Source organism: Oleiphilus sp. HI0128 (genome assembly GCF_001635365.1).
Map to the genome: position 1 here is coordinate 1 of NZ_LWGG01000167.1, position 25,278 is coordinate 25,278.

Annotated in this window: 25 protein-coding genes; 17 read left to right on the forward strand and 8 right to left on the reverse strand. The window is 44.3% G+C overall.

Annotated elements, in window-relative coordinates; genetic code table 11:
- Positions 1–53 precede the first annotated feature (53 nt).
- From pyrH to rpsB, 3 genes are all read right to left on the reverse strand, one after another.
- Positions 54–791, reverse strand: coding sequence for a UMP kinase (gene pyrH, locus A3763_RS02110; protein WP_068759851.1), 738 nt, complete (start codon positions 789–791; stop codon positions 54–56).
- A gap of 303 nt (positions 792–1,094) precedes the next feature.
- Positions 1,095–1,943, reverse strand: a complete 849-nt coding sequence (tsf, locus tag A3763_RS02115) for a translation elongation factor Ts (protein ID WP_068508228.1) — start codon at positions 1,941–1,943, stop codon at positions 1,095–1,097.
- Between the two features lie 205 nt (positions 1,944–2,148).
- Complete coding sequence (gene rpsB / locus A3763_RS02120; protein ID WP_068508230.1) at positions 2,149–2,898, reverse strand: 30S ribosomal protein S2; 750 nt, start codon at positions 2,896–2,898, stop codon at positions 2,149–2,151.
- A gap of 435 nt (positions 2,899–3,333) precedes the next feature.
- Here rpsB and map point away from each other — a divergent pair, with 435 nt between their 5' ends.
- The 8 genes from map to A3763_RS02165 all read left to right on the forward strand — a co-directional run bounded on the left by map (position 3,334) and on the right by A3763_RS02165 (position 12,343).
- Positions 3,334–4,119, forward strand: coding sequence for a type I methionyl aminopeptidase (gene map / locus A3763_RS02125; protein WP_068508232.1), 786 nt, complete (start codon positions 3,334–3,336; stop codon positions 4,117–4,119).
- Positions 4,120–4,137: 18 nt separating this feature from the next.
- On the forward strand, positions 4,138–6,837 hold the full coding sequence (gene glnD / locus A3763_RS02130; RefSeq protein ID WP_082880342.1) for a [protein-PII] uridylyltransferase: 2,700 nt from the start codon (positions 4,138–4,140) through the stop codon (positions 6,835–6,837).
- Positions 6,834–8,036 carry a succinyldiaminopimelate transaminase gene (gene dapC, locus A3763_RS02135; RefSeq protein ID WP_068508234.1) on the forward strand — a complete coding sequence of 401 codons (1,203 nt, stop codon included), beginning with the start codon at positions 6,834–6,836 and terminating at the stop codon, positions 8,034–8,036. The genes glnD and dapC overlap by 4 nt, the downstream gene beginning before the upstream one ends.
- Positions 8,037–8,074: 38 nt before the next feature.
- Positions 8,075–8,434, forward strand: coding sequence for an ArsC family reductase (locus A3763_RS02140; RefSeq protein ID WP_068508235.1), 360 nt, complete (start codon positions 8,075–8,077; stop codon positions 8,432–8,434).
- Positions 8,435–8,501: 67 nt separating this feature from the next.
- A complete protein-coding gene (gene dapD / locus A3763_RS02145; protein WP_068508236.1) occupies positions 8,502–9,512 on the forward strand; it encodes a 2,3,4,5-tetrahydropyridine-2,6-dicarboxylate N-succinyltransferase in 1,011 nt (336 codons plus the stop codon).
- A 135-nt stretch (positions 9,513–9,647) separates the two neighbouring features.
- Positions 9,648–10,787: a succinyl-diaminopimelate desuccinylase gene (dapE, locus tag A3763_RS02150; protein WP_068512944.1), complete on the forward strand. Its 1,140-nt coding sequence runs from the start codon at positions 9,648–9,650 to the stop codon at positions 10,785–10,787.
- A gap of 18 nt (positions 10,788–10,805) precedes the next feature.
- Entirely contained in the window at positions 10,806–11,663 is an 858-nt protein-coding gene (locus A3763_RS02155; RefSeq protein WP_068512897.1) for a putative RNA methyltransferase, read from the forward strand.
- Positions 11,664–11,950: 287 nt separating this feature from the next.
- Positions 11,951–12,343: a hypothetical protein gene (locus A3763_RS02165; RefSeq protein ID WP_068508916.1), complete on the forward strand. Its 393-nt coding sequence runs from the start codon at positions 11,951–11,953 to the stop codon at positions 12,341–12,343.
- A gap of 32 nt (positions 12,344–12,375) precedes the next feature.
- On the opposite strand, the gene A3763_RS29925 is transcribed toward A3763_RS02165, so the two are convergent.
- Positions 12,376–12,873 carry a cold-shock protein gene (locus A3763_RS29925; RefSeq protein ID WP_068512899.1) on the reverse strand — a complete coding sequence of 166 codons (498 nt, stop codon included), beginning with the start codon at positions 12,871–12,873 and terminating at the stop codon, positions 12,376–12,378.
- A gap of 310 nt (positions 12,874–13,183) precedes the next feature.
- Here A3763_RS29925 and A3763_RS02175 point away from each other — a divergent pair, with 310 nt between their 5' ends.
- Positions 13,184–13,423: a SlyX family protein gene (locus A3763_RS02175; protein WP_068512900.1), complete on the forward strand. Its 240-nt coding sequence runs from the start codon at positions 13,184–13,186 to the stop codon at positions 13,421–13,423.
- A gap of 79 nt (positions 13,424–13,502) precedes the next feature.
- Here A3763_RS02175 and A3763_RS02180 read toward each other — a convergent pair whose 3' ends face one another.
- Positions 13,503–15,545 carry a nucleoside-diphosphate sugar epimerase/dehydratase gene (locus tag A3763_RS02180; RefSeq protein ID WP_068512903.1) on the reverse strand — a complete coding sequence of 681 codons (2,043 nt, stop codon included), beginning with the start codon at positions 15,543–15,545 and terminating at the stop codon, positions 13,503–13,505.
- A gap of 200 nt (positions 15,546–15,745) precedes the next feature.
- Between A3763_RS02180 and A3763_RS02185 the strand changes: the two genes are divergently transcribed.
- Complete coding sequence (locus tag A3763_RS02185) at positions 15,746–16,084, forward strand: helix-hairpin-helix domain-containing protein (protein WP_068512906.1); 339 nt, start codon at positions 15,746–15,748, stop codon at positions 16,082–16,084.
- A gap of 107 nt (positions 16,085–16,191) precedes the next feature.
- Here A3763_RS02185 and A3763_RS29385 read toward each other — a convergent pair whose 3' ends face one another.
- A complete protein-coding gene (locus A3763_RS29385; RefSeq protein ID WP_304438929.1) occupies positions 16,192–16,674 on the reverse strand; it encodes a pilin in 483 nt (160 codons plus the stop codon).
- 511 nt (positions 16,675–17,185) lie between these two features.
- Here A3763_RS29385 and pilB point away from each other — a divergent pair.
- From pilB to tsaA, 7 genes are all read left to right on the forward strand, one after another.
- Positions 17,186–18,892: a type IV-A pilus assembly ATPase PilB gene (gene pilB / locus A3763_RS02195; protein WP_068512909.1), complete on the forward strand. Its 1,707-nt coding sequence runs from the start codon at positions 17,186–17,188 to the stop codon at positions 18,890–18,892.
- A 3-nt stretch (positions 18,893–18,895) separates the two neighbouring features.
- Entirely contained in the window at positions 18,896–20,110 is a 1,215-nt protein-coding gene (locus tag A3763_RS02200) for a type II secretion system F family protein (protein WP_068512912.1), read from the forward strand.
- Positions 20,111–20,243: 133 nt separating this feature from the next.
- Positions 20,244–21,113: an A24 family peptidase gene (locus tag A3763_RS02205; protein WP_068512915.1), complete on the forward strand. Its 870-nt coding sequence runs from the start codon at positions 20,244–20,246 to the stop codon at positions 21,111–21,113.
- Between the two features lie 21 nt (positions 21,114–21,134).
- On the forward strand, positions 21,135–21,758 hold the full coding sequence (gene coaE, locus A3763_RS02210; protein ID WP_082865443.1) for a dephospho-CoA kinase: 624 nt from the start codon (positions 21,135–21,137) through the stop codon (positions 21,756–21,758).
- A complete protein-coding gene (gene yacG / locus A3763_RS02215) occupies positions 21,751–21,984 on the forward strand; it encodes a DNA gyrase inhibitor YacG (RefSeq protein ID WP_068512918.1) in 234 nt (77 codons plus the stop codon). The genes coaE and yacG overlap by 8 nt, the downstream gene beginning before the upstream one ends.
- Before the next feature lie 23 nt (positions 21,985–22,007).
- Positions 22,008–22,451 carry an HIT family protein gene (locus A3763_RS02220; protein ID WP_068512922.1) on the forward strand — a complete coding sequence of 148 codons (444 nt, stop codon included), beginning with the start codon at positions 22,008–22,010 and terminating at the stop codon, positions 22,449–22,451.
- 14 nt (positions 22,452–22,465) lie between these two features.
- Positions 22,466–23,212: a tRNA (N6-threonylcarbamoyladenosine(37)-N6)-methyltransferase TrmO gene (gene tsaA, locus A3763_RS02225; protein ID WP_068510987.1), complete on the forward strand. Its 747-nt coding sequence runs from the start codon at positions 22,466–22,468 to the stop codon at positions 23,210–23,212.
- Here the strand turns inward: tsaA and A3763_RS02230 are convergent.
- Positions 23,209–24,645 (reverse strand): HDOD domain-containing protein, encoded by a 1,437-nt coding sequence (locus tag A3763_RS02230; RefSeq protein WP_068512926.1) that lies wholly within the window; start codon positions 24,643–24,645, stop codon positions 23,209–23,211. The two genes, tsaA and A3763_RS02230, sit on opposite strands and share 4 nt — an antisense overlap.
- Before the next feature lie 174 nt (positions 24,646–24,819).
- The gene (gene ccoM / locus A3763_RS29930) at positions 24,820–24,936 is read right to left on the reverse strand and encodes a cytochrome c oxidase subunit CcoM (RefSeq protein ID WP_304438928.1); all 117 of its coding nucleotides are present in this window, start codon (positions 24,934–24,936) and stop codon (positions 24,820–24,822) included.
- Between the last annotated feature and the right edge of the window lie 342 nt (positions 24,937–25,278).

Sequence of the window (25,278 nt, forward strand, 5' to 3'; positions counted from 1 at the left end):
TAATTTCATCTAACATATATCTTTCCTTTATTCTTTATATAACTGGCTCGATCTTATTCGTCGGCAGCTGCCTCGATCAATGTACNCTCGGATTCACCCACTACAATACTGCGCAAAACCCCAGGCTTATTCATATCAAATACTCTAACAGGCATATTGTGATCACGGCACAAACAAATTGCCGTTAGATCCATTACACCTAACTTTTTATCCAAGACTTCATCATAACTCAAAGCATCATACTTCACGGCTGTCGGATCTTTCATCGGGTCAGCGTTGTAGACACCATCTACTTTTGTTGCCTTCAATACAACATCAGCATCAATCTCAATACCTCGTAGACATGCAGCAGAGTCAGTTGTAAAGAAAGGGTTACCCGTTCCTGCGCTGAATATTACAACATCACCATCTTTAAGATCTCTAACCGCTCTGCGCCGATCGTAATGCTCAACAACACCACTCATCGGGATAGCTGACATAACACGCGTTGATATATTGGATCGTTCTAATGCGTCACGCATCGCCAAGGCATTCATAACCGTAGCCAGCATACCCATATGATCACCAGTAACACGATCCATTCCAGCCTGGCTTAGGGCAGCACCTCTAAACAAGTTACCACCACCTATGACCATGCCAACCTGAACACCTATACCAATCAGCTGACCAATTTCTAAAGCCATGCGATCAAGTACTTTTGGATCGATCCCAAAGTCCTCATCGCCCATTAGAGCTTCACCACTAAGTTTTAGAAGAATTCGTTTATATTTTGGCTGGAGATTTACAGGCATGAATCACTCTCGGCATTTAAAGCGTAGTTAACAAATACAGGTTAAGAACCTGCTTAATATGCATATGACGTATCTTAATTTCGGGGGAGTCGCCCCCACTAAAAACAGTCTTTCCAGATGAGCAAGTACTCCCCAGACAACTTTAAGATAAAAACCAATTGCCAGATACAATAATGCCGCATAAGAAAAATGGTTATATCACCCTTCTTATACGGCACGGTTGGGAATTGTATCAGGATTGGTAAAAAGTGGAACTATCTTTTCAACATTTACCTGTTAACAAACCCATGTAAACAGACTAAATTAGCCTTTAAGCTGAGCCGCAACCTCTGCAGCGAAGTCAGCCTCTTCAACCTCAATACCTTCACCTACTTCGATACGGACAAAAGAAACAACTTCTGCACCGCCATCTTTAGCCAACTGGCCAACTGTAACTTCAGGATTCTTAACGAAAGGCTGCTCAACCAAGCTGTTTTCCTTAAGGAATTTCTTAATACGACCACCCATCATTTTCTCGACGATCGCATCTGGCTTACCTTCCATATCAGGCTGAGCCTTAATGATATCCTTCTCTTTATTCAACTCTTCTTCAGGCATATCTTCAGGGTTAAGAACACGAGGATTAACCGCTGTTGCATGCATAGCGATATCTCTTGCCAACTCAGGCGTACCACCTTTAAGCGCAACAATCGAAGCAATTCGATTGTTAGAGTGAACATAAGCACCCACAACTTCACCTTCAGACTTAACAGCACGACGAGGAGAAATGTTCTCACCAATTTTCTGAACCAAAGCTTCACGCTCTGAATCAAGAAGACCAGCAACATCAGTAGAACCTGCTTCAAATGCAGCGCCTGCTACGTTATTTGCAAACGCAAGGAAACCTTCGTTCTTAGCAGCAAAGTCAGTCTCAGAGTTAATTTCAACTAACATTGCAGAAGCGTTGTCAGCAGATACTTTAGCCACAACCACACCTTCAGCAGCTGTACGGCCAGCTTTCTTAGCTGCCTTCATACCACTTTTCTTACGCAACTCTTCAATTGCCTTTTCGATATCACCGTCTACTTCAGCAAGTGCTTTTTTACACTCAAGCATACCAAGACCTGTACGCTCACGAAGTTCTTTTACCATTGATGCGCTAATAGCGGCCATGTCAATTCCTCTTTACCGTTACAACCCAAGCGGCTGTAAAATTAAAAAATTTGCTTCCATTACCTGGGCCCAAAAGGCGCTAAAATGTTCGCAAGCGGAACACACCTTCAACCAAATAAGAACCGAAGCATTATTAATAACGAATGAAAACAAGGGCCGGAAAACCGACCCTTGAGCACTTTATAAGAAAACGCTTACAGAAAGATTACTCTGCTGCTTTTTCGCCTTCTTCAGATGCCGCTGACTCTTCCGCCACTTCAACGTACTCACCACCTTTTGAAGAACCTTCAAGCACTGCATCAGCAAAAGCTTTTGCATAAATCTGAATAGCTCTGATCGCATCATCGTTACCAGGGATAACGTAATCAACACCATCTGGATCACTGTTTGTATCAACGATACCGATAACAGGGATACCTAATTTGTTAGCTTCTTTGATCGCAATACGCTCGTGATCAACATCGATCACAACCAATGCGTCAGGTAGACCACCCATATCCTTGATACCACCAATACTACGCTCTAGCTTCTGCATTTCGCGAGTCAGCATCAAAGATTCTTTTTTAGTCAACTTATCAAAAGTACCATCAGTGCTTTGAGTCTCAAGATCGCGGAAACGACGAATGCTCTGACGAATCGTTTTGTAGTTAGTCAACATACCACCCAACCAACGGTGGTTTACGTAAGGCATACCAGCGCGGCTTGCCTCTTCTTTAACAATCTTGCCAGCAGCACGCTTAGTACCAACGAACAATACCTTGTTCTTACCCTCTGACAGCTTTTTAACGAAAGCTAAAGATTCATTAAACGCAGGAACTGTTTGCTCCAGGTTAATGATATGAATTTTGTTACGAGCACCAAAGATGTACTTACCCATTTTAGGGTTCCAGTAACGAGTTTGGTGACCAAAGTGTACACCTGCTTTAAGCAGGTCACGCATAGATACTGATGCCATGTTCTTTTCCTTTAATATGTTTGGGTTAGACCTCCACGAGTCCCATTAATCAACCATGAACCAAAACCACCGTAGCAGAAGCAGAACACAGCACCCAGATCAATGTGTCGAAACGTGTGCGGATTTAAGTCAATCGAGATTACCGACACCCTGCTGGATGTGAGTTCCCGAAATTTGCGTGCGCTTTATACCATATCCTCTTCAAAATAAAAAGCGCATTCCTACATTTATAGCAGGCCAGGCCACTCCATTCTACGTTCAACCTTTAACAATATAAATCGAGCAGCCACCAGCAAATAACAATAATTATTCAATTAACTCCCCTTTCGAGGTAGAATGCGGCGCATTTTTGATAAAAGTCTGTGTCGCAAATGGCGCTATAATGCTCTCCCGACACCATAACAACCCTTAGACAAAAGGCTCTCTTTTCGAGTTATGAATACTAAAGTTACCATCAAGTCCAACGAAGAAATTGAAAAGATGCGGGTTGCCGGGCGACTCGCCGCCGAAGTACTGGAAATGATCGAAGAGCACGTTGTTGCTGGCGTTTCAACCGGTGAACTAGACAGGATATGTCATGATTACATCGTTAATACTCAAAACGCCATTCCCGCACCACTTAATTATAAAGGCTTTCCAAAGTCTATCTGCACCTCGGTCAACCATGTCATCTGCCACGGTATTCCAAGCGACAAGAAAGTGCTAAAAAGTGGTGACATAGTAAATGTCGACATCACTGTCATTAAAGATGGCTACCACGGTGACACCAGTAAAATGTTTTTCATTGGCAAGCGAAGCATTGCTGCCGAAAGACTATGCAAAATTACGCAAGAATGTTTATACAAAGGCATTGCCCTTGTTAAGCCGGGTGCAAGACTAGGCGATATTGGCGCTGTTATTCAAAAGCATGCTGAAAACAATTACTATTCTGTAGTACGCGAGTATTGCGGCCATGGCATTGGTGCTGTTTTCCATGAAGAGCCGCAGGTCATGCATTATGGTAAACCAGGCACCGGCCTTGAGCTAAAAGAAGGCATGACCTTTACTATCGAGCCAATGATTAACCAAGGCAAACGCCACTGCAAACTCTTACCAGATGAGTGGACAGTCGTGACCAAAGATCACAAGCTTTCTGCGCAATGGGAGCACACTTTGCTAGTTACCTCAGACGGTTGTGAAATACTGACCTTACGTAAGGAAGAGGAAGGTCTGCTAAGTTAAGCACAAGCCGATAAAACTATGACGCAACACAGCTCGCTCTTCGAAAAGTTCACCCACGCATCTAGCCTGGACATGCAAACATTAGTCTCTGACTTAAGTACTTGCTCACAACCAGCCCTGAATGTTCGGACAATCCTGGAAGATAGTAAGCAAGTCCTTGATCAGCTGTATCTGGCAAACGAAGATATCCGTCAGCTTATCGAAGTTAAATCCAAACTCATGGATTATATTCTTAAAGGTTTATGGGCACGCTTCGGGTTCGACCAACATGTTAGCCTTATTGCTGTTGGCGGTTATGGCCGAGGCGAGCTGCAACCACATTCAGACATTGACTTACTTATCCTGGTAAGGAATGAAATTGATGATCAGCTGGGCACCAAACTGTCTGACTTTATCACACTATTATGGGACCTGAAACTAGACATCGGCCATAGCGTTAGAACGATTGATGAATGCATTGAAGCCGCTAAAAGCGATGTCACCATTGCGACCAACCTATTGGAAACGCGCACTATCGATGGTGACCCTGAACTGCTGAGCATTATTTCAGACAAGGTCTACTCCGACGCAGTTTATACCTCTAAAGCCTACTTTCTAGCTAAACGCGAAGAACAAAGTGCACGCCACCTGAAATATAGCGGCACCGAATACAACCTCGAACCAAATCTGAAATCTTCCCCTGGCACCTTGCGAGATATTCAGACCATTACCTGGATTTCTAAGCGCCACTTTGGTGCTGAAGCTCCCAGCACACGCTCACGCTACCACTTTTTGACAGACGAAGAATTCCGCATGCTAGTCAGCGGCGAGACCTTTCTTCTTACCCTTCGTTATGGCCTGCAGATTATTGCCGACCGCAACGAAAACCGACTGCTATTTGAACACCAGCGCAAGCTTGCAGAAATACTCGGCTTTGAAGATGACGAGCAAAAGCTCGGTGTCGAGAAAATGATGCAACGCTACTATCGCATCGTATTGGGTTTAGCCGAACTTACTGACGTGATACTTCAGTACTTTGATGAGTTTTATCTAAACCCCGAGAGTGATGACAGTGTCCAAGAACTAGGTAAACGATTCCAAATTAATCACGGCTATATTGAAGCTAAGTCAGAAGATATTTTTGACCGCTCACCTTATGCGTTGATAGAGATTTTTTTGCTACTCGCACAAAACCCTCAGATCATTGGCATAAAAACCACGACAATTCGTCAAATCCGTGAACATCAATATCTTATTGATGACAGTTTCCGAAACGACCTGGCTAACACAAGCTTATTTATGGAGATACTGCGCACACCGCACGACCTTCATAAAACCTTAAACGCCATGCTTAAGTACAATGTACTGGGCCGCTACTTACCTGAGTTTGGACAGATCATCGGCCAAATGCAGCATGACTTGTTTCATTGCTATACAGTTGACGCGCATACGATTCAGCTTATCAAGAACCTGATTCATCTTGACTACCCTGAGGCAAAAAAAGAGTTTCCACTTGCCTGTCGTTTATACCGTTATATCCCTAAACGTGAAATCCTTTATACTGCTGGTATCTATCACGACATTGCTAAAGGGAGAGGCGGAGACCATTCCGAACTTGGCGCCATCGATGTTGAAAACTTCTGTCAGAACCATCATTTTAGCGAGCGCGATACACGACTCACTTCCTGGCTGGTCGAAAACCACTTACTAATGTCTATGACAGCGCAGAAGAAAGATATTGATGACCCTGAAGTTATTCATCAGTTTGCGCAACTAATTCCTAGCCTTACTCACCTTGAGTACTTATATATTTTGACTGTCTGTGATATTTCTGCGACCAATCACACCTTGTGGAACAGCTGGCGCGCGACACTGATGCAGCAGTTATATATCGAAACCAGGCGCGCAATACGTCGCGGCACAGATAAGCCTGTTGATCGCAATGACTGGATAGAAGCCACTAAACGCGAAGTCCGAACCCTACTCATCGATAGCGGCTATACCACACCCGAAATCGATGCTTTATTGGAATCCTTTGAAGACGACTACTTCCTTCAAGATTCAACCGCCGACATTGTCTGGCAAATCTCTGAAGTACTTAATCATGGCAGCTCAAGTGAACCACTGATCATCATTCGCGACACCCAAACCATGCAAGGTGACGGTTTCAGCCATGTTATGGTTTATGTACGTTCCAAAGACGATCTATTTGCCGCCACCACCGCTGTACTTGAGCAGCTGAACCTTAACGTCTTAAATGCCCGCATAAGCGCATCAAGAGGTGAGTTCAATTTGAGCCACTTTATTGTTACCGATGCGCACAACATGCCCTTAGCAAACGATGTAGAACGAAAAGAGCAAGTTCGCTCACGCTTGATAGAAGAGCTCGACGACCCGGAAGACTACCCCGAGATAATCAGCCGCCGCACGCCGCGCCAACTGAAGCATTTTGCCTTCCCGACGGAAGTGACTTTCAGCAATGACATGATTAATCAGCGTACCGTGATGGAGGTTGTAACGCCTGACCGTCCAGGCCTACTCGCACGGATTGGTCAGGCACTTCTAAAGCATAATTTATCATTGATCAATGCACGTATTGCCACCTTGGGCGAGCGAGTAGAAGACGTTTTCTTCATTACCGACACAGACGGTCAACCGCTTAGTGACGCAATGATTTGCGAGGCCTTACAGCACGACATATGTACACTTCTAGATGAGCAGGTAGAAATAACCTCATGAACCCAGACTTGAATAAACTTCAGCCCTATCCCTTTGAAAAGCTTAAAGCACTGCTCGGGCAAGTAACACCATCAGCAGATTATTCAGCTATTCCCTTGTCTATTGGTGAACCGAAGCACCCTTCTCCGCAGTTTGTGCTCGACAGCATCACCAATAACCTAGGCAAAGTCGCAATATACCCAAGCACAAAAGGGTTACCTGAGTTTCGAAAGAGCATGACAAACTGGGCGACACAACGCTTTAATCTAAAGCCCGGCACTCTTTGCAGCGAAGATAATATTCTTCCGGTAAACGGCACACGAGAGGCAATTTTTTCTTTTACTCAGGCGGTCATCGATAGAGAAGCCAGTAATCAAGCTTTAGTGCTGAGCCCTAATCCTTTTTATCAGATCTATGAGGGCGCTAGCTATCTTGCAGGGGCTGAGCTTGAATTACTTCCTACACTAGAGCATACCCAGTTCATTCCCGACTACGACTCAGTCGCCGATAGCACTTGGGACCGCTGCCAGATTCTATTCATGTGCTCTCCGGGCAACCCGACAGGCGCTGTCACGCCCGCTGAAACGCTTAAAAAGCTCATAAAACTAGCCGACAAGCATGACTTCATTATTGCATCGGACGAATGCTATTCGGAGATCTATTGCGATGAAGACCAAGCTCCGACTGGTTTGCTAGAGGTCTGCGCCGAAATAGGAAGAGATGATTATAAGCGTTGTATTGTCTTTCATAGCTTGTCAAAGCGCTCAAACCTGCCCGGCCTACGCTCAGGATTTGTTGCAGGTGATGCAGACTTGTTAAAAGGCTTCTTGAAATACCGAACTTATCACGGCTGCGCAATGCCGATTCAACACCAGTTAGCAAGCATTGAAGCCTGGAACGATGAAGCTCACGTACAAGAGAACCGTAAAGCCTACAAACGAAAGTTCGAGGCAGTTCTTGAAATTTTAAGCCCGGTACTGAACATCAAGCAAAGTGATGCGAGCTTCTACCTTTGGCCAGAGACACCGATATCGGATGAAGAGTTTGCTCAAAAGCTATATCAACAAAAGCATGTCACCGTGCTTCCGGGCAGCTATTTGTCTCGTACCGTCAAGGGTCTAAATCCGGGTAAAAATAGAATCAGAATGGCCTTAGTTGCCAGTGAAGAAGAGTGCATCGAAGCGGCAACTCGAATTCGTGAATTCGTTGAATCTCTTTAACGCTCTTTCCACAAACAACTTTCGTACAAGGTAAAACAATGAGTACAGTAAAAATCTACGGAATTAAAGCCTGCGATACCATGAAGAAAGCGCTAACGTGGCTGGAATCGCATGATATTGATTTTGAATTTCATGACTATAAGAAGACGCCTATTGATGAGCAAAGCCTCGAAGATTGGCTTAGCCAGGTACCTTGGGATGAACTAATCAATAAACGTGGTACAACGTGGCGTAAACTAAGCGATGAGGACAAAAGCGATATAGACAACGCAAAAGCTATTCGCCTAATTCAGAGCAATAATTCCATGATTAAGCGTCCGGTTTTAAAGATCGACAATCAAATTCATCTTGGATTCAAGGCTGATAGTTACGCCCATTTATTCGAGACAAACGACTAAATAAAAAGACGAGGCCAGCCCTCTTCTCTTAAACAACTTATACATATTACTTAATTAGGAGTATTCCATGACAATTGCACTAGGACTTGGTATCGGTAGCAAAAACGGCGCAGGCGAGTGGCTTGAAACATTCTTCCCAGCACCACAATTCCAACCTGACTCCTCTTTGGTTGCTAGCATCCAAGAAACACTAGGCCTTGAAAGCGGCAATACAACAACAGAATTAAATGATGAGCAGATTGAAGAGCTAGCAAAAATCGCAGCGCTTTCTGACATCGCAAGCCAAATGAAAGGCTCAAAAAGCCCGGCTGTAGTGGTTATTATCGAAGAAGATGGCAAGGCTAGCAGCACGCCTGAAGTGTATTTAAAACTACACCTTTTGTCTCATCGCCTGGTTAAGCCGCACGGCATTAATCTTGACGGTATTTTTGGTTTACTGCCAAATGTTGCATGGACAAATAAAGGCCCTATTGACCTATCTGAATTAACAGCAAAGCAACTTGAAGCACGCGTAGCCGGTGAATTGATTGAAGTTAAGTCTGTTGATAAATTTCCACAGATGACCGACTACGTCGTACCTGGCGGCGTCCGTATTGCCGACACAGCCCGTGTACGTCTTGGCGCCTACATTGGTGAAGGCACCACGATCATGCACGAAGGCTTTGTAAACTTTAATGCAGGTACAGAAGGCACTTCCATGATCGAAGGCCGTATCTCTGCGGGTGTTATGGTAGGAAAAGGCTCTGATCTTGGCGGTGGCTGCTCTACCATGGGTACCTTATCTGGTGGCGGTAACATCATCATTGCGGTTGGCGAGAACAGCTTGATAGGTGCCAATGCAGGTATCGGCATTCCTTTAGGTGATCGCTGTACTGTTGAGTCAGGTCTCTACATTACTGCCGGTACAAAAGTAGTTATGCTTGACGCTGAAAACCAGGTCGTTGAGACGGTTAAAGCACGTGATCTAGCAAATAAAGCCGACCTACTGTTCCGCCGAAACTCGGCAAATGGTCGAGTTGAATGCTTAACTAATAAGACTGCCATTGAACTGAATGAAGAGCTTCACGCCAACAACTAGTATCTGGCTAAGCAACTAACACTGCCCTAACAGGACAGTTCTTGAAGGCGCACTCATAATCAAAGCTTTTTAATGCTTACATCTATGGATGCGCTTTTTTGCATATACAAAACGATTAAAACGACGAGCCAAATTATGAGTGATACCACAACTGACACGATCCAACTTAGCCAAGCACTTATACAGCAGCCCTCTGTCACACCAGAAGACTGTGAGTGTCAGGATATTATGATGCGTCATTTGGCTCCTCTCGGATTCAAAGCCGAGACAATGATCTTTGAGGATGTGACCAATCTTTGGGCTCGCAAAGGTAACGAAGCACCTTTAATTGCGTTTGCCGGTCATACCGATGTTGTCCCTACTGGCCCTGAACAAGAGTGGACATACTCACCCTTTTCGGCCCGTATTCAGGGAGATATGCTACATGGTCGTGGCGCAGCTGATATGAAGGGTAGCCTGGCTGCATTTATCACCGCCTGTGAGCGCTTTGTTAAAAAACATCCCGACCATAAAGGCTCTATCGCTTACTTAATTACCAGCGATGAAGAAGGACCAGCAACAAACGGTACCGTTAAGGTTGTTGAAACATTGGAGGCGCGTAATGAAAAAATTGATTGGTGCCTGGTTGGTGAGCCATCCAGTACCAAGGTGCTCGGTGATGTGATCAAGAACGGCCGCCGCGGATCTTTAAACGCAAAACTTACCATTAAAGGCAAACAAGGACATGTTGCCTACCCGCACTTGGCGAACAACCCTATTCACCTGGCAATGACTGCCCTTGACGACCTATGCAAACTTGAATGGGACAGTGGCAATGAATTCTTCCCCGCGACATCATTCCAAATCACCAATATCAATTCCGGTACCGGTGCGACGAACGTGATACCCGGTACTGTCGAGACACTTTTTAACTTTCGATTTTCTACTGAAGTCACCGCCGAGCAACTTAAAGCAGGTGTCGTCAAAGTGCTTGAGCAACACAAGCTGGATTACGATATCCAGTGGACATTAAGCGGAGAGCCCTTCCTAACCGCAGCGGGCCCACTCGTCGACGCAGCGGTTAAAGCGATAAAAACAGTTAAAGGTATCGACACAGAGCTTTCAACCTCAGGCGGAACCTCTGACGGCCGTTTTATCGCACCAACGGGCGCACAAGTGCTTGAACTTGGGCCGCTCAACGCAACGATTCACCAAGTTGATGAACACGTGAGTATCACCGACCTGAACGACTTGTCAGTGATTTACGAGCAGATCTTGGAGCACCTGCTAACATAAGCCAAGCGCTAAGATACTATGGATACTCTAAGCCCCTATTTACTCTGCCCCGTTTGTAAGGAGCAGCTCGTTCTTGCAGACGATCAAAAAGGCCTATGCTGTCGCAACAAGCATAGGTTTGATCGCGCCAAGCAGGGCTACCACAACTTATTATTAAGCCAAAATAAGCGGAGTAAGCACCCGGGAGATACGACTGAAATGGTCGCCGCTCGTCGTGACTTCCTTGATCAAGGCTACTACGCTAATCTTGCCGAGCGATTTATTCACCATGCTGAAGACGCGCTAGCTAAAGATTCTGAAAAAGCCTTCCACTATTGCGACTTAGCATGTGGCGAAGGCTATTACACTCACAAGCTCCACACCAAGTTGCTTAGTTATTTTCAAGAGGTATACACAAGCGGTATTGATATCTCGACACCTGCAATTAAATCAGCCTGCCGGCGCGACAAATCAATTAACTGGTGGGTAGGTAGCGCTGCGAATATCCCCTTGGCCGACAATTCTCAAGATCTGGTAAGCGGCCTGTTTTTCCATTTTGACCTGGAAGAAATATCTCGCACAGTTCGCCCCGGCGGTCATGTGATCCTTGTAAATACCGGCCCTAGACATCTAATAGAGCTTCGCCGTGTTATCTACGATGAACTCAAAGCCGAAACGCGAACAGAATTTGAAAGCCTCCCTACGAGCCTTCAGCATGTGAAGACTGATTACTTTGAGCAAACAATTCAACTACCTAGCTCACAAGACATCATTAACTTGTTTTCAATGACACCGCATTACTGGCGCTGTAAACCGGAAAAAAGAGCTCTACTTGAGTCCCTTGATACTCTAGACTTACAGCTAGACATACAGTTTGATATATTTCAGAAGAAGTAAATCAGCCACTATCAGTACTGATCACTAATAAGAGTTTAAAAGCCACTACCGTGTCGTCTAAAAAACATAATCAGCAGAATTATTTTAAATACTTTCTGATCAGTGCCATTTGTACCCTGGCAGGCCTCGGAACAATTGTATACGTTAATATTCTCTTGCCCGCATCTGAAAAGCAGGAATTACTTGCGCTAATTGGTCTTATTCTTAGCGTGCCTAGCGCTATCATCGCCTTTTACTGCTATATTCGCCTTCTCGTAAGCAGAATCCAGAATTTCTTGGACAAATAAATGATAACGCCCGATATAGAAATATACATAAAGAACATAAACAACAGTGAATTGCTCGCCTGGCTAAATACTCACTTTACAACCATCGATATCAACCTTGAAGCAAGCAGCTTATCCGAAAAGAAAAGTATCTCGGGCACCCTTTCACGCGAAGGGAATAAGATCCCTATCGTCGTTACGCCCTGTGCAGCAGGAAAGTCTTATTGCAGTGTTTGGTTCAAATCGTCTGAAACACCTTGGGACAATGATGAAGCCTGCGCACTAAGCCTGTTAGAGATGTATGAACTTGAGGTCAGGTGTGCCGCACATAGCTGGCAAGAAGGGGAAGATGAAGCAGGTGAATATTGGAATGCCATCACCCGAAACGAAAAAAAGCTTATCCGCTGGGGATAAGCCTTTTCTGTAGAAGCTAAAGAGCTAGAGGCTTACTTGGCAACCGAAACGTTGTCTGCCTGCATACCCTTCTCACCCTCACTCAAATCAAAGCGCACTGCTTGGCCTTGACGCAATGAGCGACGACCGCGACCACGAATTGAACGGAAGTGAACAAAAACATCTTCGCCCGCATCGGTCGTAATAAAACCAAAACCTTTATTCACATTGAACCATTTAACGGTACCGGACTCTACACCCTCAGGTGTATCATCGTCGTCATCAGACTCAGATGCTTCTTGCGCATTGTTACTTGAAGCAGAAGAAGACGAAGACTGTGCCGCAATTTGCGAAATGGCAGATGCAGCAAAAAACATCAACCAAACCAAAGCGTAAAAGCCGCTACCATTTTCACCTGAAAGGAAATTCTCGGCTGTAAGGCCTTGTGGTAATACTGAAGCAGACGAAGCCAATACCAACATAACGTAAGGAAATGGCAGCGCAACAACCGCACTTACTAATAATTTTTTAGATAAACTCTGTGTAGACATGTAAATTTTCTCGTTAAACAAACTCTTAAAATAGTGGAATTGGTTCAGCAAACACCATTAAGGAAAAAATATCTGCATCCCCCACCTGTGAACAACCCTGTAAAAGTATTGGCAATCGACAGGTAACGCTGCATTGACCTGTATAAACACGACCAGACTCAACGCAAGCCGAGCATGATAACAGATTTTTGGCTCACACAATATCTTGCTTAGAACTTATTCGATTCTACAGTCAACACACTAAATTCTTGAGCACCGGGTAATATGTATTACAATAGCGCCCTCTCTCCATACTTAAGATAGTAAAAACATGAGCCAATCAGAATTACCCGAAGCCCTTATCGAAAAACTTAATGAACGAATCAGTGAGCTCGAAGTTAAACTATCGTTTCAAGATGATTTACTGAACACCCTCAACGATGTAATCACTAAGCAGGACAGGGAAATCCAAGATTTGTGGGTAGCGAACCGACTATTAAAAGAAGGGCTTGGGGAACTTAAATCTGGCAGCGCAAGCACTGAGCAGGAGCCGCCCCCGCCGCACTATTAGCACTATTAGCACTATATAAAGTAGTGCTAAAAAGCGAGATAACTCTGCTCACGCCACCCTCATTTGGCAGCGCAGTAAATCAGGCCAGTTTTTTGGGCGATTTTGAAATCGAAACCACTTTTGGCTTTACGGGTGCTTCTTCATTCGCTGAAGCATTATGTTCGGGTATCAACTCATGCTGAGATTGCTTCCAAACAAGGTCATCAATCTCGTTCGATGGGTTATACCCTAGAGGCGCTTTAAGTAGCGTCTCACGCACTGAAGAACAATCAAATAGATGAGAGTATTTATCAATCTTCTCAAGCAAGGCTTCTACTTCAACCCAAGGTAATGAGATCTCACGACCTTTCATAATTCGAGAATGACTGGTTGGTAAAGGGTCGTCGCCAATCAACAACTCTTCGTATAACTTCTCGCCTGGTCGTAAGCCGGTATACTGAATTTCGATATCACCATTTGGATTATCATCATCCTTCACCTCAAGGCCCATTAAGCGAATCAGCTTACCTGCCAAATCGGCAATTCGAACCTGCTCGCCCATATCAAGCAAAAAGACATCACCGCCCTCGCCCATTGAGCCTGCTTGAAGTACCAACAAGGCTGCTTCAGGAATGGTCATAAAATAGCGAGTAATATCAGGGTGCGTTACCGTTACCGGGCCACCATCATTAATTTGCTTACGAAACAGCGGTACAACAGAACCCGAAGAACCTAATACATTGCCAAAGCGAACCATGCAAAAACGTGTATCGTTCTGGCGCTGGGCTAAGCCTTGAAGTACAAGCTCCGATAAACGCTTGGTTGCGCCCATCACATTAGTCGGGCGAACAGCCTTATCGGTTGAAACTAACACAAAGGTATCTACCCCTGCTTTAATCGCCGCTTCGGCACAATACCAAGTGCCAAAGACGTTATTGCGAACACCTTCAATGACATTGTGTTCTACCAAAGGAACATGTTTGTAAGCTGCGGCATGGTAGACCGTTTCGACAGCGTAGCTCTTCATGATAACTTCCATGCGATGCTGTTTCTGCACAGAGCCCATAATGGCATGCACTTCAGTCTTTAATGTATGTTTTTGAATATACTTGGAAATCTCTTGCTCAATTTGATAAAGGGCAAATTCAGACAATTCAAACAGGACAATCTTTCGCGGGTTTAGCTTGACGATTTGGCGACACAACTCAGAGCCAATTGACCCCCCCGCACCAGTGACCATCACCACCTTATTTGAGATACAACCCGAAAGCCTGGCCCTATCGGCCGCGACTTCATCACGCCCAAGCAGGTCTTCAATATCAACATCACGAATTTCTTCAATTCGCGCCTTACCGCTGACAACATCATTAATTTGTGGAATGGTCTGCACAGCAAGCGGGTACTGCTCCAAGCCCTTTATCACTTCAGCTCTTCGAGCCCTGGAAGCATGGCCCAAGGCTAACAAAATACTCTGCGCACCATAACGCTTGAGCACCTCAGAAATATTCTCGGGTGAATAAACGCGGATACCGTTAAGAATGCTACCGTGCTTACTAATATCATCATCAATAAAAGCAATTGGCTGAACCTGCTTGCCATGAAAAAGTATCGAACTTAGCTGCAAGCCAGACTTACCCGCACCATAGATAATCACCCGATCTTTGGATTTCATCATATCGCGGTGTACCAGAGAGCGAGCTAACATACGCGTCCCTCCGACAAAGATCATCGCTAAACACCAGTAAATAATGGGAACGGAACGAGGAATCGGCGCCTGAAATAAAAAGCCCAAAGCCGCCAACATAATAGCAGAGATAGAAACACCAGAAATAATCGCCAGTAAAGCATGATTACTCATATAGCGAATAACAGCCCGATATAAACCGAGACGCGCAAAAACAAAAATACTGGTAAAAACGGTGACAAAAGCGACTAACAATACGGAGCTATTTTCAAGCAAATAAAGTTCATCGTAACGTAAACTTAGGGCCATCCATAAGGCGAAAGGTAGACAAAGACTGTCTGCAAAAACCGTAACCAGGCGTTTCTGGTACCGGGGAAGGTGTAACAACTTACTTAGCACGTCCGATTTATCCTTATCATTCTCCAGTTTCTGAGCGCTTCTGCGAGCGCCTGACTTCATTTTAACCAAGTCCTTAGTGAATACAATAGTGATTGTCGCTAATTGTGTCAGTGAGTTAAATTAATTAGGAATAATCATAGAATTAGTATTCACTATCGCCTCTGAAGCCGTTAATATCGAACTTGCATGACACAAGCTTTGACACGGATTGCTCAATAGCCGTTCATGCACTTGATTCTATTAACGCAAGGAGCGAACTTATGAAATCAAACTCTTTTCTTTCTAACAACATCGCAAACATCCCTCCCCGCCTGCTTATCCCTTTTTTGTTTAGCTTGCTGCTTTCTTTCAGCAATATTAGCTATGCAGACAATGAACCAAATAGTTCAATACAAACCAGTAAGGCCATAAACATCAATAGCGCAGATGCTCAAACTATTGCCAAAGCATTGAAAGGCGTAGGTTTAAAAAAAGCTGAAGCCATTGTTGACTATCGTGAGCGCTATGGTGAGTTTGCCCGCCTCGAAGAGTTAGTTGCAGTAAAAGGTATAGGCAAAAGTACATTAAGCAAGAATGAACACTTACTTAGTCTTGAGTAAAACATTAATCTTTATGTTTTTATCAACCTTTCAGACACAAAAAACCCCGGACTAAGCCGGGGTTTCTCGTTAGCAGCCTTAAAGGCTAGCTAGTTCCTATGTAGCGATTACTTACAAGTCGCTGGTAGGAATTTATCAGCAATTGTTGTTGCTGCAGTATCACAAGCCCAAACAATTGTTCCCGCTGCATTGGCATCCGCTAAAGGATTTGTACCAATCGAAGGTACGAAGGCAAGATTACCTGCACCAGAGATCGCAGGAATCAGAGTCATATCAATAGTGATTGTTCCTGGATTTGTGTCTGTAGACTTATCAATAGTGATTGCCTTAATTGAACCAGTCTTCAAGTTCGCTTGGTCCCCAGCAACTACAGCAGCATACGAATCAATACCAGCTACACCACTATCAGCGAACATATCTGTTACTCCAATTTTCAGCGCAGCCGCAGAAACCATACCTTCAGTTACTTTCGCTCGAATCGTGTAATCCTGATAAGCAGGAATGGCAACCGCTGCCAAAATACCAATAATCGCAACAACGATCATCAATTCAATTAGCGTAAAACCTTGCTGATTCTTTTTCATATTCATAATATATCTCCAGATTTAGTATAAATGGCCGCTCGATTGTTTTAGTAGCCTGTTTGCTTTACTACTACCTTCAATCTGGAACCCATCTTTAAAGGTAAACTTGAGTCTACCCTTAAGGATGGCTTCGCGTCAGGAAAGTTGCTTGCTCTTCTAAGCGTTTGCAATCAGTCTTCACACTCTGCGTACCGACACTTAAACAATAGCAGGCAACGTGCCAATTACAAATATTAATATTATTTCCCTTATTAGTCAGTAGATTACAGTTCTTTTATAGAATTACCTTGAAGTATTATCACAAGTATTGGACCATACTCTTGATGACAGGAAGTGACAATATTTGTCAGTTACTCACACTATGCGAAGCTTTCTTTTAAATCTGAAAACTTCCACTACACTTCCTTATATATGTATGCGTTTATCAGCAAGCGCTAAACCGTTTAAAGCCAGTTATTTAGTCCAAACATTAGTTTGTGCATCTAAATGGTGAATTTAACTCAAGCAAAGAAGCCCCATGACAGCAGAAAACACGACACTTACTGGCTTGGCCAGAAAGTTTGTTTTGGATCAGTTACTCGATGAAGAAACTGCCCGAAAAGCACAGCTACACGCTCATCAGAACAATTTATCACTGGTTTCCCATCTGGTTCAAGCAAAAGCGGCTAAAGCCAAGGACCTAGCATTTTCTGCTGCGCAAGAATTTGGTATGCCTGTTTTGGACCTAAATGCCTTTCAGCAAGAATCCTTCCCCGAAAAGGTGGTTGATGAAAAGCTAATTAGAAAACACCATGCCCTGCCTTTATTTATGCGTGGCAATCGGCTTTTTATTGCGGTATCGGACCCAACCAATATTATTGCCCTTGATGAAATCAAGTTTCATACAGGCGCAAGTGTTGACGCAATACTCGTTGAAGATGACAAGCTTAATGCAGCCATCGAGAAGTATCTTGAGTCGCAGGATACAACGATGGGCGATCTGGACGATGCAGACCTTGACGACATCGATGTTGATCAGAGCGATGACTCAGACAATGAAGTGTCGGCTAGTGATGCGGATGATGCGCCGATTGTTAAATACGTCAACAAGATGCTACTCGACGCAATCAAAACTGGCGCATCAGATTTACACTTCGAACCTTATGAAAAAAGCTACCGCGTTCGCTACCGTACAGACGGTATATTACACGAAGTTTCAAAGCCCTCCATTAAACTGGCCCCCAAGATATCAGCCCGTTTAAAGGTTATGTCCCAGCTGGATATTTCTGAGCGGCGAATTCCTCAAGATGGACGTATTAAGCTAAAGCTATCAAAAACCAAAGCGATTGATTTCCGGGTGAATACCCTACCTACGTTGTGGGGCGAAAAAATTGTATTGCGTATTCTTGACCCGAGCAGCGCGAAAATGGGGATTGACGCATTGGGTTACGAAGACGTCCAGAAAGAGCTCTATATGGATGCGCTTCACCAGCCGCAAGGGCTTATCCTAGTAACCGGCCCTACGGGGAGTGGTAAAACAGTATCACTCTATACCGGTTTGAATATACTAAATACTGACGAACGAAATATCTCTACCGCAGAAGACCCGGTTGAGATTAACCTGGAAGGCATCAACCAGGTTAACGTTAACCCTAAAGTCGGGCTTGGCTTCCCTGAAGCACTTAGGTCTTTCTTACGTCAAGATCCTGACATCATCATGGTTGGTGAGATTCGAGACCTGGAAACTGCGTCTATCGCAATCAAAGCTGCACAGACAGGTCATATGGTTATGTCGACCCTACATACCAATAGCGCACCAGAAACTCTAACTCGTATGATCAATATGGGCGTTCCGGCATTCAACATCGCCACATCTGTCAGTCTTATCATCGCACAACGACTGGCAAGACGCTTATGCAGCGCCTGTAAAGAGCCTGCTGATATCCCTCCCGAAACACTAGAGAAGGAAGGCTTCACAAAAGAACAAATTGATACAGGTTTTACACTTTATAAACCAAAAGGGTGTGATAAATGTAATAAAGGCTATAAAGGCCGGGTGGGCATTTACGAAGTCGTTAAAAACACGCCTAAGATCGCTCAACTTATTATGTCCGAAGCCACTTCACTTGAAATCGCAAAGCAGGCAGATGAAGAAGGCTTTAACAACCTTAGAAAATCAGCACTTTTAAAGGCTATTGAAGGCGTCACCAGCCTTGAAGAAGTCGAACGTGTAACCAAGGACTAACACATGGCAAGCACCACAGATAAGACACTGTCCTTTTCCTGGGAAGGTACTGACCGGAAAGGCAATAAAACCACAGGCGTTATGGCCGCGGCAAACTCGGCCTTGGTCAAAGCACAGCTTCGTAAGCAAGGCATAAAACCCGTCAAAGTAAAAAAAGCGGCAGCCACTCGTGCAAAAGGGAAAAAAATAACCCCCTTCGATGTCGCTATTTTCACTCGCCAGCTTGCTACCATGATGAAAGCGGGCGTACCGCTTATTCAAGCCTTTGATATTGTTGCTGATGGCCTTGAGAACCCTAGCCTGCAAACACTAGTGATTGATATTAAAAATGAAGTCGCTGCGGGTAACAATTTTGCAGGAGCACTTCGCAAGCACCCTCAACACTTTGGCGACCTGTTCTGCAACCTAGTTGACTCTGGTGAGAAGTCGGGTGCACTCGAAACCATGTTAGACCGTGTTGCGACTTACATGGAAACAACAGAGGCACTAAAGAAGAAAGTTAAAAAAGCAATGAGCTACCCCATTTCGGTACTGGTTGTCTCTTTTATCGTTACCACTATTCTCTTGGTAAAAGTTGTACCAACATTTGATGAAATGTTTAAGGGCTTTGGCGCCGAACTTCCTGCTTTTACTCAGTTTGTTGTTGGACTCTCTGAATGGATGCAGGAGTACTGGTTTATACTTATATTAACCATTGCGGGACTAGTCTTCGCATTTAAACAAGCAAGTCAACGTTCCGAGGCTTTCCGTGATGCAAGCGATAAGGCAAAACTCAAGATTCCTATCGTAGGTCCGATTATTGAGAAATCATCCATTGCACGCTTTGCACGCGTATTGTCTACCACTTTCTCAGCAGGTGTACCTCTTGTAGACGCTCTCGACTCAGTTGCCGGCGCAACAGGTAATATTGTTTATCGTAACGCCGTTTTTAAGGTGCGAGACGATGTAGCCTCGGGTACCCAGCTTCAGTATTCCATGCGTTCTACCGGTGTGTTCCCCTCCATGGCAGTACAAATGGTTTCGATCGGTGAGGAGTCTGGTGCACTTGATACGATGCTAGACAAAGTCGCGACGCACTTCGAAGATGAGGTAGATGACCTGGTTGATAATATGACGGCACTAATGGAGCCGATTATTATGTCCGTATTAGGTGTACTGATTGGTGGTTTGATCATCGCAATGTACTTACCTATCTTCCAAATGGGAGCCGTTGTATAAGGTATATTCAAGCGGGTACACTTCTCGTGCCCGCCTTATCTACTACTTAAACCTGACTTAGGCTATGATTCCCCTCATTCGCAACTTTCACGCTAACAATAAACAACGATAAACGCCGCACCGGAACAATTTCATGCTCGCACTTTTCCAACACCTGAATGACAACCCTGCGTTCCTATACGCTTCAACACTTATTTTCGGTTTATTAGTCGGCAGCTTCTTGAATGTTGTCATTTTTAGGCTCCCTAAAATGCTTGAGCAAGATTGGGCACTTCAGTGCGCTGCATTTTTAGACCAGCCTGAACCAAAACAGGAAAAAATCACCCTATCGACCCCCAACTCGAGCTGCCCAAAGTGTCAGCATGCGATTAAGCCTTGGGAAAATATCCCTGTAATCAGCTATATCTTCTTGCAGGGGCGCTGTAGTCAGTGCAAAAACAAAATCTCGATCCGCTACCCTTTAGTTGAACTTGTCACAGCTTTACTTTCACTTGCCGCTATTTCCATCTATGGTGCAAGTTATGCTGGTCTTGCAGCACTTATCCTGACCTGGGTACTTGTGGCACTAACGATGATCGATGCCGACACACAACTTCTGCCAGATAACATGACGCTACCACTAATGTGGGGTGGTTTGATTCTCAACTACTACGAAACGTTTGTGCCCTTATCAAGCGCACTATGGGGCGCCATATTCGGCTACTTAAGCTTATGGCTAGTATTCCACGCCTTTAAGCTGCTAACAGGTAAGGAAGGCATGGGTTATGGTGACTTTAAACTTCTGGCAGCCTTAGGAGCCTGGTTTGGCTGGCAATCCCTGCCGATTATTATTTTGCTTTCTTCTGTTGTAGGCGCGGTGATTGGCATTTCCCTTATTATCATTAAGGGCCGGGATAAAAATATCCCGATCCCTTTCGGGCCTTATCTAGCCATTGCTGGCTGGATCTATATGATTTTTGGTGATGAGCTAGTTCGCTTTTGGCTCGGTAGCCTTCAAGCATAGCGCTGAATAGTGAGCATCATAGTGAATACTAATTCCAAAGCACAGCAGAAGCTTATTATTGGCTTAACCGGTGGTATCGGCAGCGGAAAAACTGCAGCGTCAGACGAATTCCAGGCATTGGGTATCTGTATTGTTGACGCCGATATTGTCGCCCGTGAAGTTGTTGAACCTGGCACTGCCGCACTCTCCAAAATTGCTACTCACTTCGGTACCGATATACTTACCAATACTGGTGAGCTTGATAGAGCAGCCTTGCGCCAAATTATATTTTCATCGAAAGATCAAAAACAATGGCTCGAAAGCTTACTGCACCCGATAATTCGAAGCGAAATCAAAAGGCAGTTAAACAGTGCAGACAGCCCTTATGTAATCCTCGTATCCCCTTTGCTTTTCGAGACCGATCAAGCTGAACTGGTATCACGAATATTACTTATTGATGTTCCTGTTGAACTCCAATTACAACGAGCAAGTGAAAGAGACCAAAATTCTACTGAACAAATTCAGAAAATTATTGATATGCAGCTCCCAAGAGATTATAAATTAGAGCGCGCAAATGATGTGATCAGTAATGACCGTGATTTAGCAAGCTTAAAACAAAATGTTCTTCGCCAACACCAAGCCTATTTGGAGCTAGCAAGTGAGTAAGTCAAAAAGTAATGAGCTAAAGGTAAACTGCCCTACTTGTAAAAAAGATGTGGCCTGGAGTGATGACTCACCTTTTCGCCCCTTTTGCAGTGATCGCTGCCAGAAAATAGATTTAGGGGCATGGGCTGATGAGTCCTACACCATCCCTGTCGAAAATGCCGAAGAATGGAGCGGAGTTCAAAGCGAACAAATCTCAAACAGTGGCAACTCTCAGAACTTCCACTAACACGTTCATGGACGGAGCAAAAAATGAAGGACTGTATATTTTGCCAAATTATATCTGGGAATGAAGAAGCCAGTATTGTTTACGAGGATGAGCATTTTCTAGCTCTAATGGATGCCTACCCTCTTACTAAAGGACACTGCCTGGTCATTCCAAAACGGCATTATGAGCGTTTGGATGAACTCAATGCCAAAACGCGAGCCCAGCTATTTAATATCGGTAACAAAATTGTCGAAGCACAGAAAAAAGCAGGTTTAGGCATTCACGGCACTAACCTCTTGGTAAACGATGGCAAAGCGGCTAATCAGACTGTACCACATCTTCACCTCCACCTTATTCCCCGTGAGTCTGGCGACTGGCTGCGCGCAATTCCAAAAGTATTTCTTCATATTAGTGGCCTATTCGGTTTCAAAACACCGCGAACAATACTGGATGAGCACGCGCTTCAGATTAAACAATTTTATAAATAAGTCTCTAGCTGATAATGCCTGCACCTACTATCAATCCCAGAGAAGAAAGCTCAAACTCTCTTCAAGCGATAGGAGTATTGCATTCACCTTTTACTGAAAAGTTTGGTATTCCCCGGCAAGCTAACTTAATTACTTCAGCTTACGCTGAAATAGAACTTTATCCCCCTTATAACGACCCCGATGCATTTCACGGGCTTGAAGCGTTTTCTCATATTTGGCTAAGTTTCAGCTTTCACTTAAATGCTGATAAACCTTGGCGACCAATGATTCGGCCACCGCGCTTAGGTGGTAATAAAAAAATTGGGGTATTCGCGAGTCGTTCTCCCTTTCGACCGAATTCACTTGGGCAATCTTTGGTTGAACTACGGGAAGTTAGAATCCAAAACAATCAAGCAAGCTTGATCATCGCTTGCCCGGACATTCTGGATGGCACACCAATATTGGATATCAAACCCTATATTGATTATGCGGACGCTACCTCGGACTCGCGCTGCGGATTTGCAGAAGAACCACCAAAGCCAAGGCTAAAAGTAGTTTTAAACAAACCCTTTAAGGATAAAGCACAGCAATTATCGAGTTCGTACCCCGATGACCTATTGGCATTAATAGTCGAAGTTATTTCATATGATCCGCGGCCTGCATACAAACAAGATCAAGAAGATGAGAAGCTTTATAAGCTTAGACTATACGATTTGGATATTAGCTTCTCGGTAGAAGATGGTTTTGCGACAATAAGCGACATCGAGAAGCAATTGAGTTAGCGTGCTGCAAGAATTGTTAGCGCTTCTTTAGACTTATCTAAAAACCGATGAAAGCCTTCAAAATAACTTGTATTGAGCTCTCTCGAAGTCTGCCCCATATCCGCATAGATAAACCCGATTCGTTTACGGCCAGTGGCTAAAGGCGATATAAAAAACCTTTTCTGACCTGTAATACCTAGGTATTCGGGCGATATAAATTGCGTTATGTGCTGGTAGTCCGAGTTACCTATCCAGGCAGCCTTATCACGTTCAAACAGGTTAAACAAGAAACCCGAACGGCTTCTTTCATATCGAACAACAAACTTCTCTCGCCACTTCTCCGTGCTCTGCCCTGAAGCATATTTAACGACTACCCTCTGGTGCTCTTTATCAAATATTGCCAAGGCGACGCGCTCAAGGCCGATGCCTTTATGAAGCCCTTGCAAGCAAAGCTTAAACACCTCATTGATATTAAAATCACCCGCTAACAGCTTATCCAAACGCTCCAGTGCTTCAAGCTCTATTGCAGTATTTGGCTGTAAGCCTTCAGTTTCATTGTCGTATTTTTTCTCTAATTCCTTTGCTGCTCGAGTGCTGGTTGGAATATGCTCAACCAATACTTTCTTGCCGAAGGAAGCAACAGTCTCTGCCGTTTCATCTGCTGTTTTCTTGAGTGCGAACATTGCTTCTGCTTCACCGATATTTTTAAATTCTGCGACGCGCTGCGCAACCTCCTTAAACTCTGCTGAATCCCAGCCGAGTAAAGCAACACGACTTATCTCATCTCCTAATATAACCGCTTGAACACGCGGGTCCTCTTCTCCTGAGCCCGCTAGAACATCGTTAATCAGGCCTTCAATTCGCCACTGTTTGGTCAGTGTTTTTGCTAAACGAGTTAAGCTAACGCCCAGGAACTTCTCAGCACAGCGATTTTTTTCTTCAATTGAAGAGCTAGGTTCAATCTCACGCTTAAGCAAGCGTACCTCAGATTCGTGGCACCCCAAGACCAACAGCTCAGCCAAATGGCTCAACAAAGAGGCGACAAATACCTCTTCCTGCTCCGTATTATTCAGCTTTTCACAGAGCGCTTTTGCTTGGTTTGCGCCATGAAGCGAGCGGGCAAGCATTGCTACTAATAAGGGAGATGGGGAATCTTTCAGTACTGCTTCGAGTACTTTGATCGACAAACAAATTGAGCGAATATTCTTGAAACCAATATTGATAACCGCACGACTGACCGTTGTCACTGCAATATTACTAGGGTTGAAAGTTACTGCGTTAGCAACACGTATGATATTGGCAGTCAGGCTTACATCCTTAAGAATAACTTCTGCCAATTGGGCCCCAGAAGACTCATCAGAAGCCGTAACTTGGTCTAGCTCCTTAATTAAGGTTGAGAGAACAGCCGCCTCGCTTTTCTCGAGGGTACGCATCCAACCATGTAAACCTTTCATTCAATATTCCTAATTTGAGTTTAATACTCAGTCTAGCAAGGGATTCAGAAAAGAGTAGTGTTTGGAAGTGAGAGGGTATTTGAAAAAGCGTCTATGACGAAGCTCTTGAATAAGAGCGGGGAAACACAAACCAGATCAAGAGAATTATGACCTGGTTTTTTCAAGTAAAGCGAACTAACTTTTTTTAGATTTCTGAGCGTCTTTATAAGCAAAATAGCCAAAGCCACCTAGAAACACAACAGTACCCGCAACAACCAATAAACCCGCAATGATGGTCTCATCTATATACATAATAAAATCTCCTCTAGTTAATAAAGAAAATTTATCATGCTCTAGTGATTCAGCACATGACACACATCAATCGCTTGGCAACTATCCCTCAGCTAAGCCAAAGTTCCCCGAACTAAGCAGCAGCTTTTGTCTGTTGGGTTTTATTTCTTTGAGCAATGATAAACAAAGGCTTAGAAAGACAAGCCAGTTTGCAACCATATGCGACGAGTATCTTCGCCCAAGGCATCTGCATTATAGTCAGCATATTTAGCTGTAAAACTAAGCTCATGAAACTTGAGCTTTACCTCAGCTTGCAGCTCTGTGCCGATTGATGATTCAGCGCCAGGAGCCTTATCAAATTCA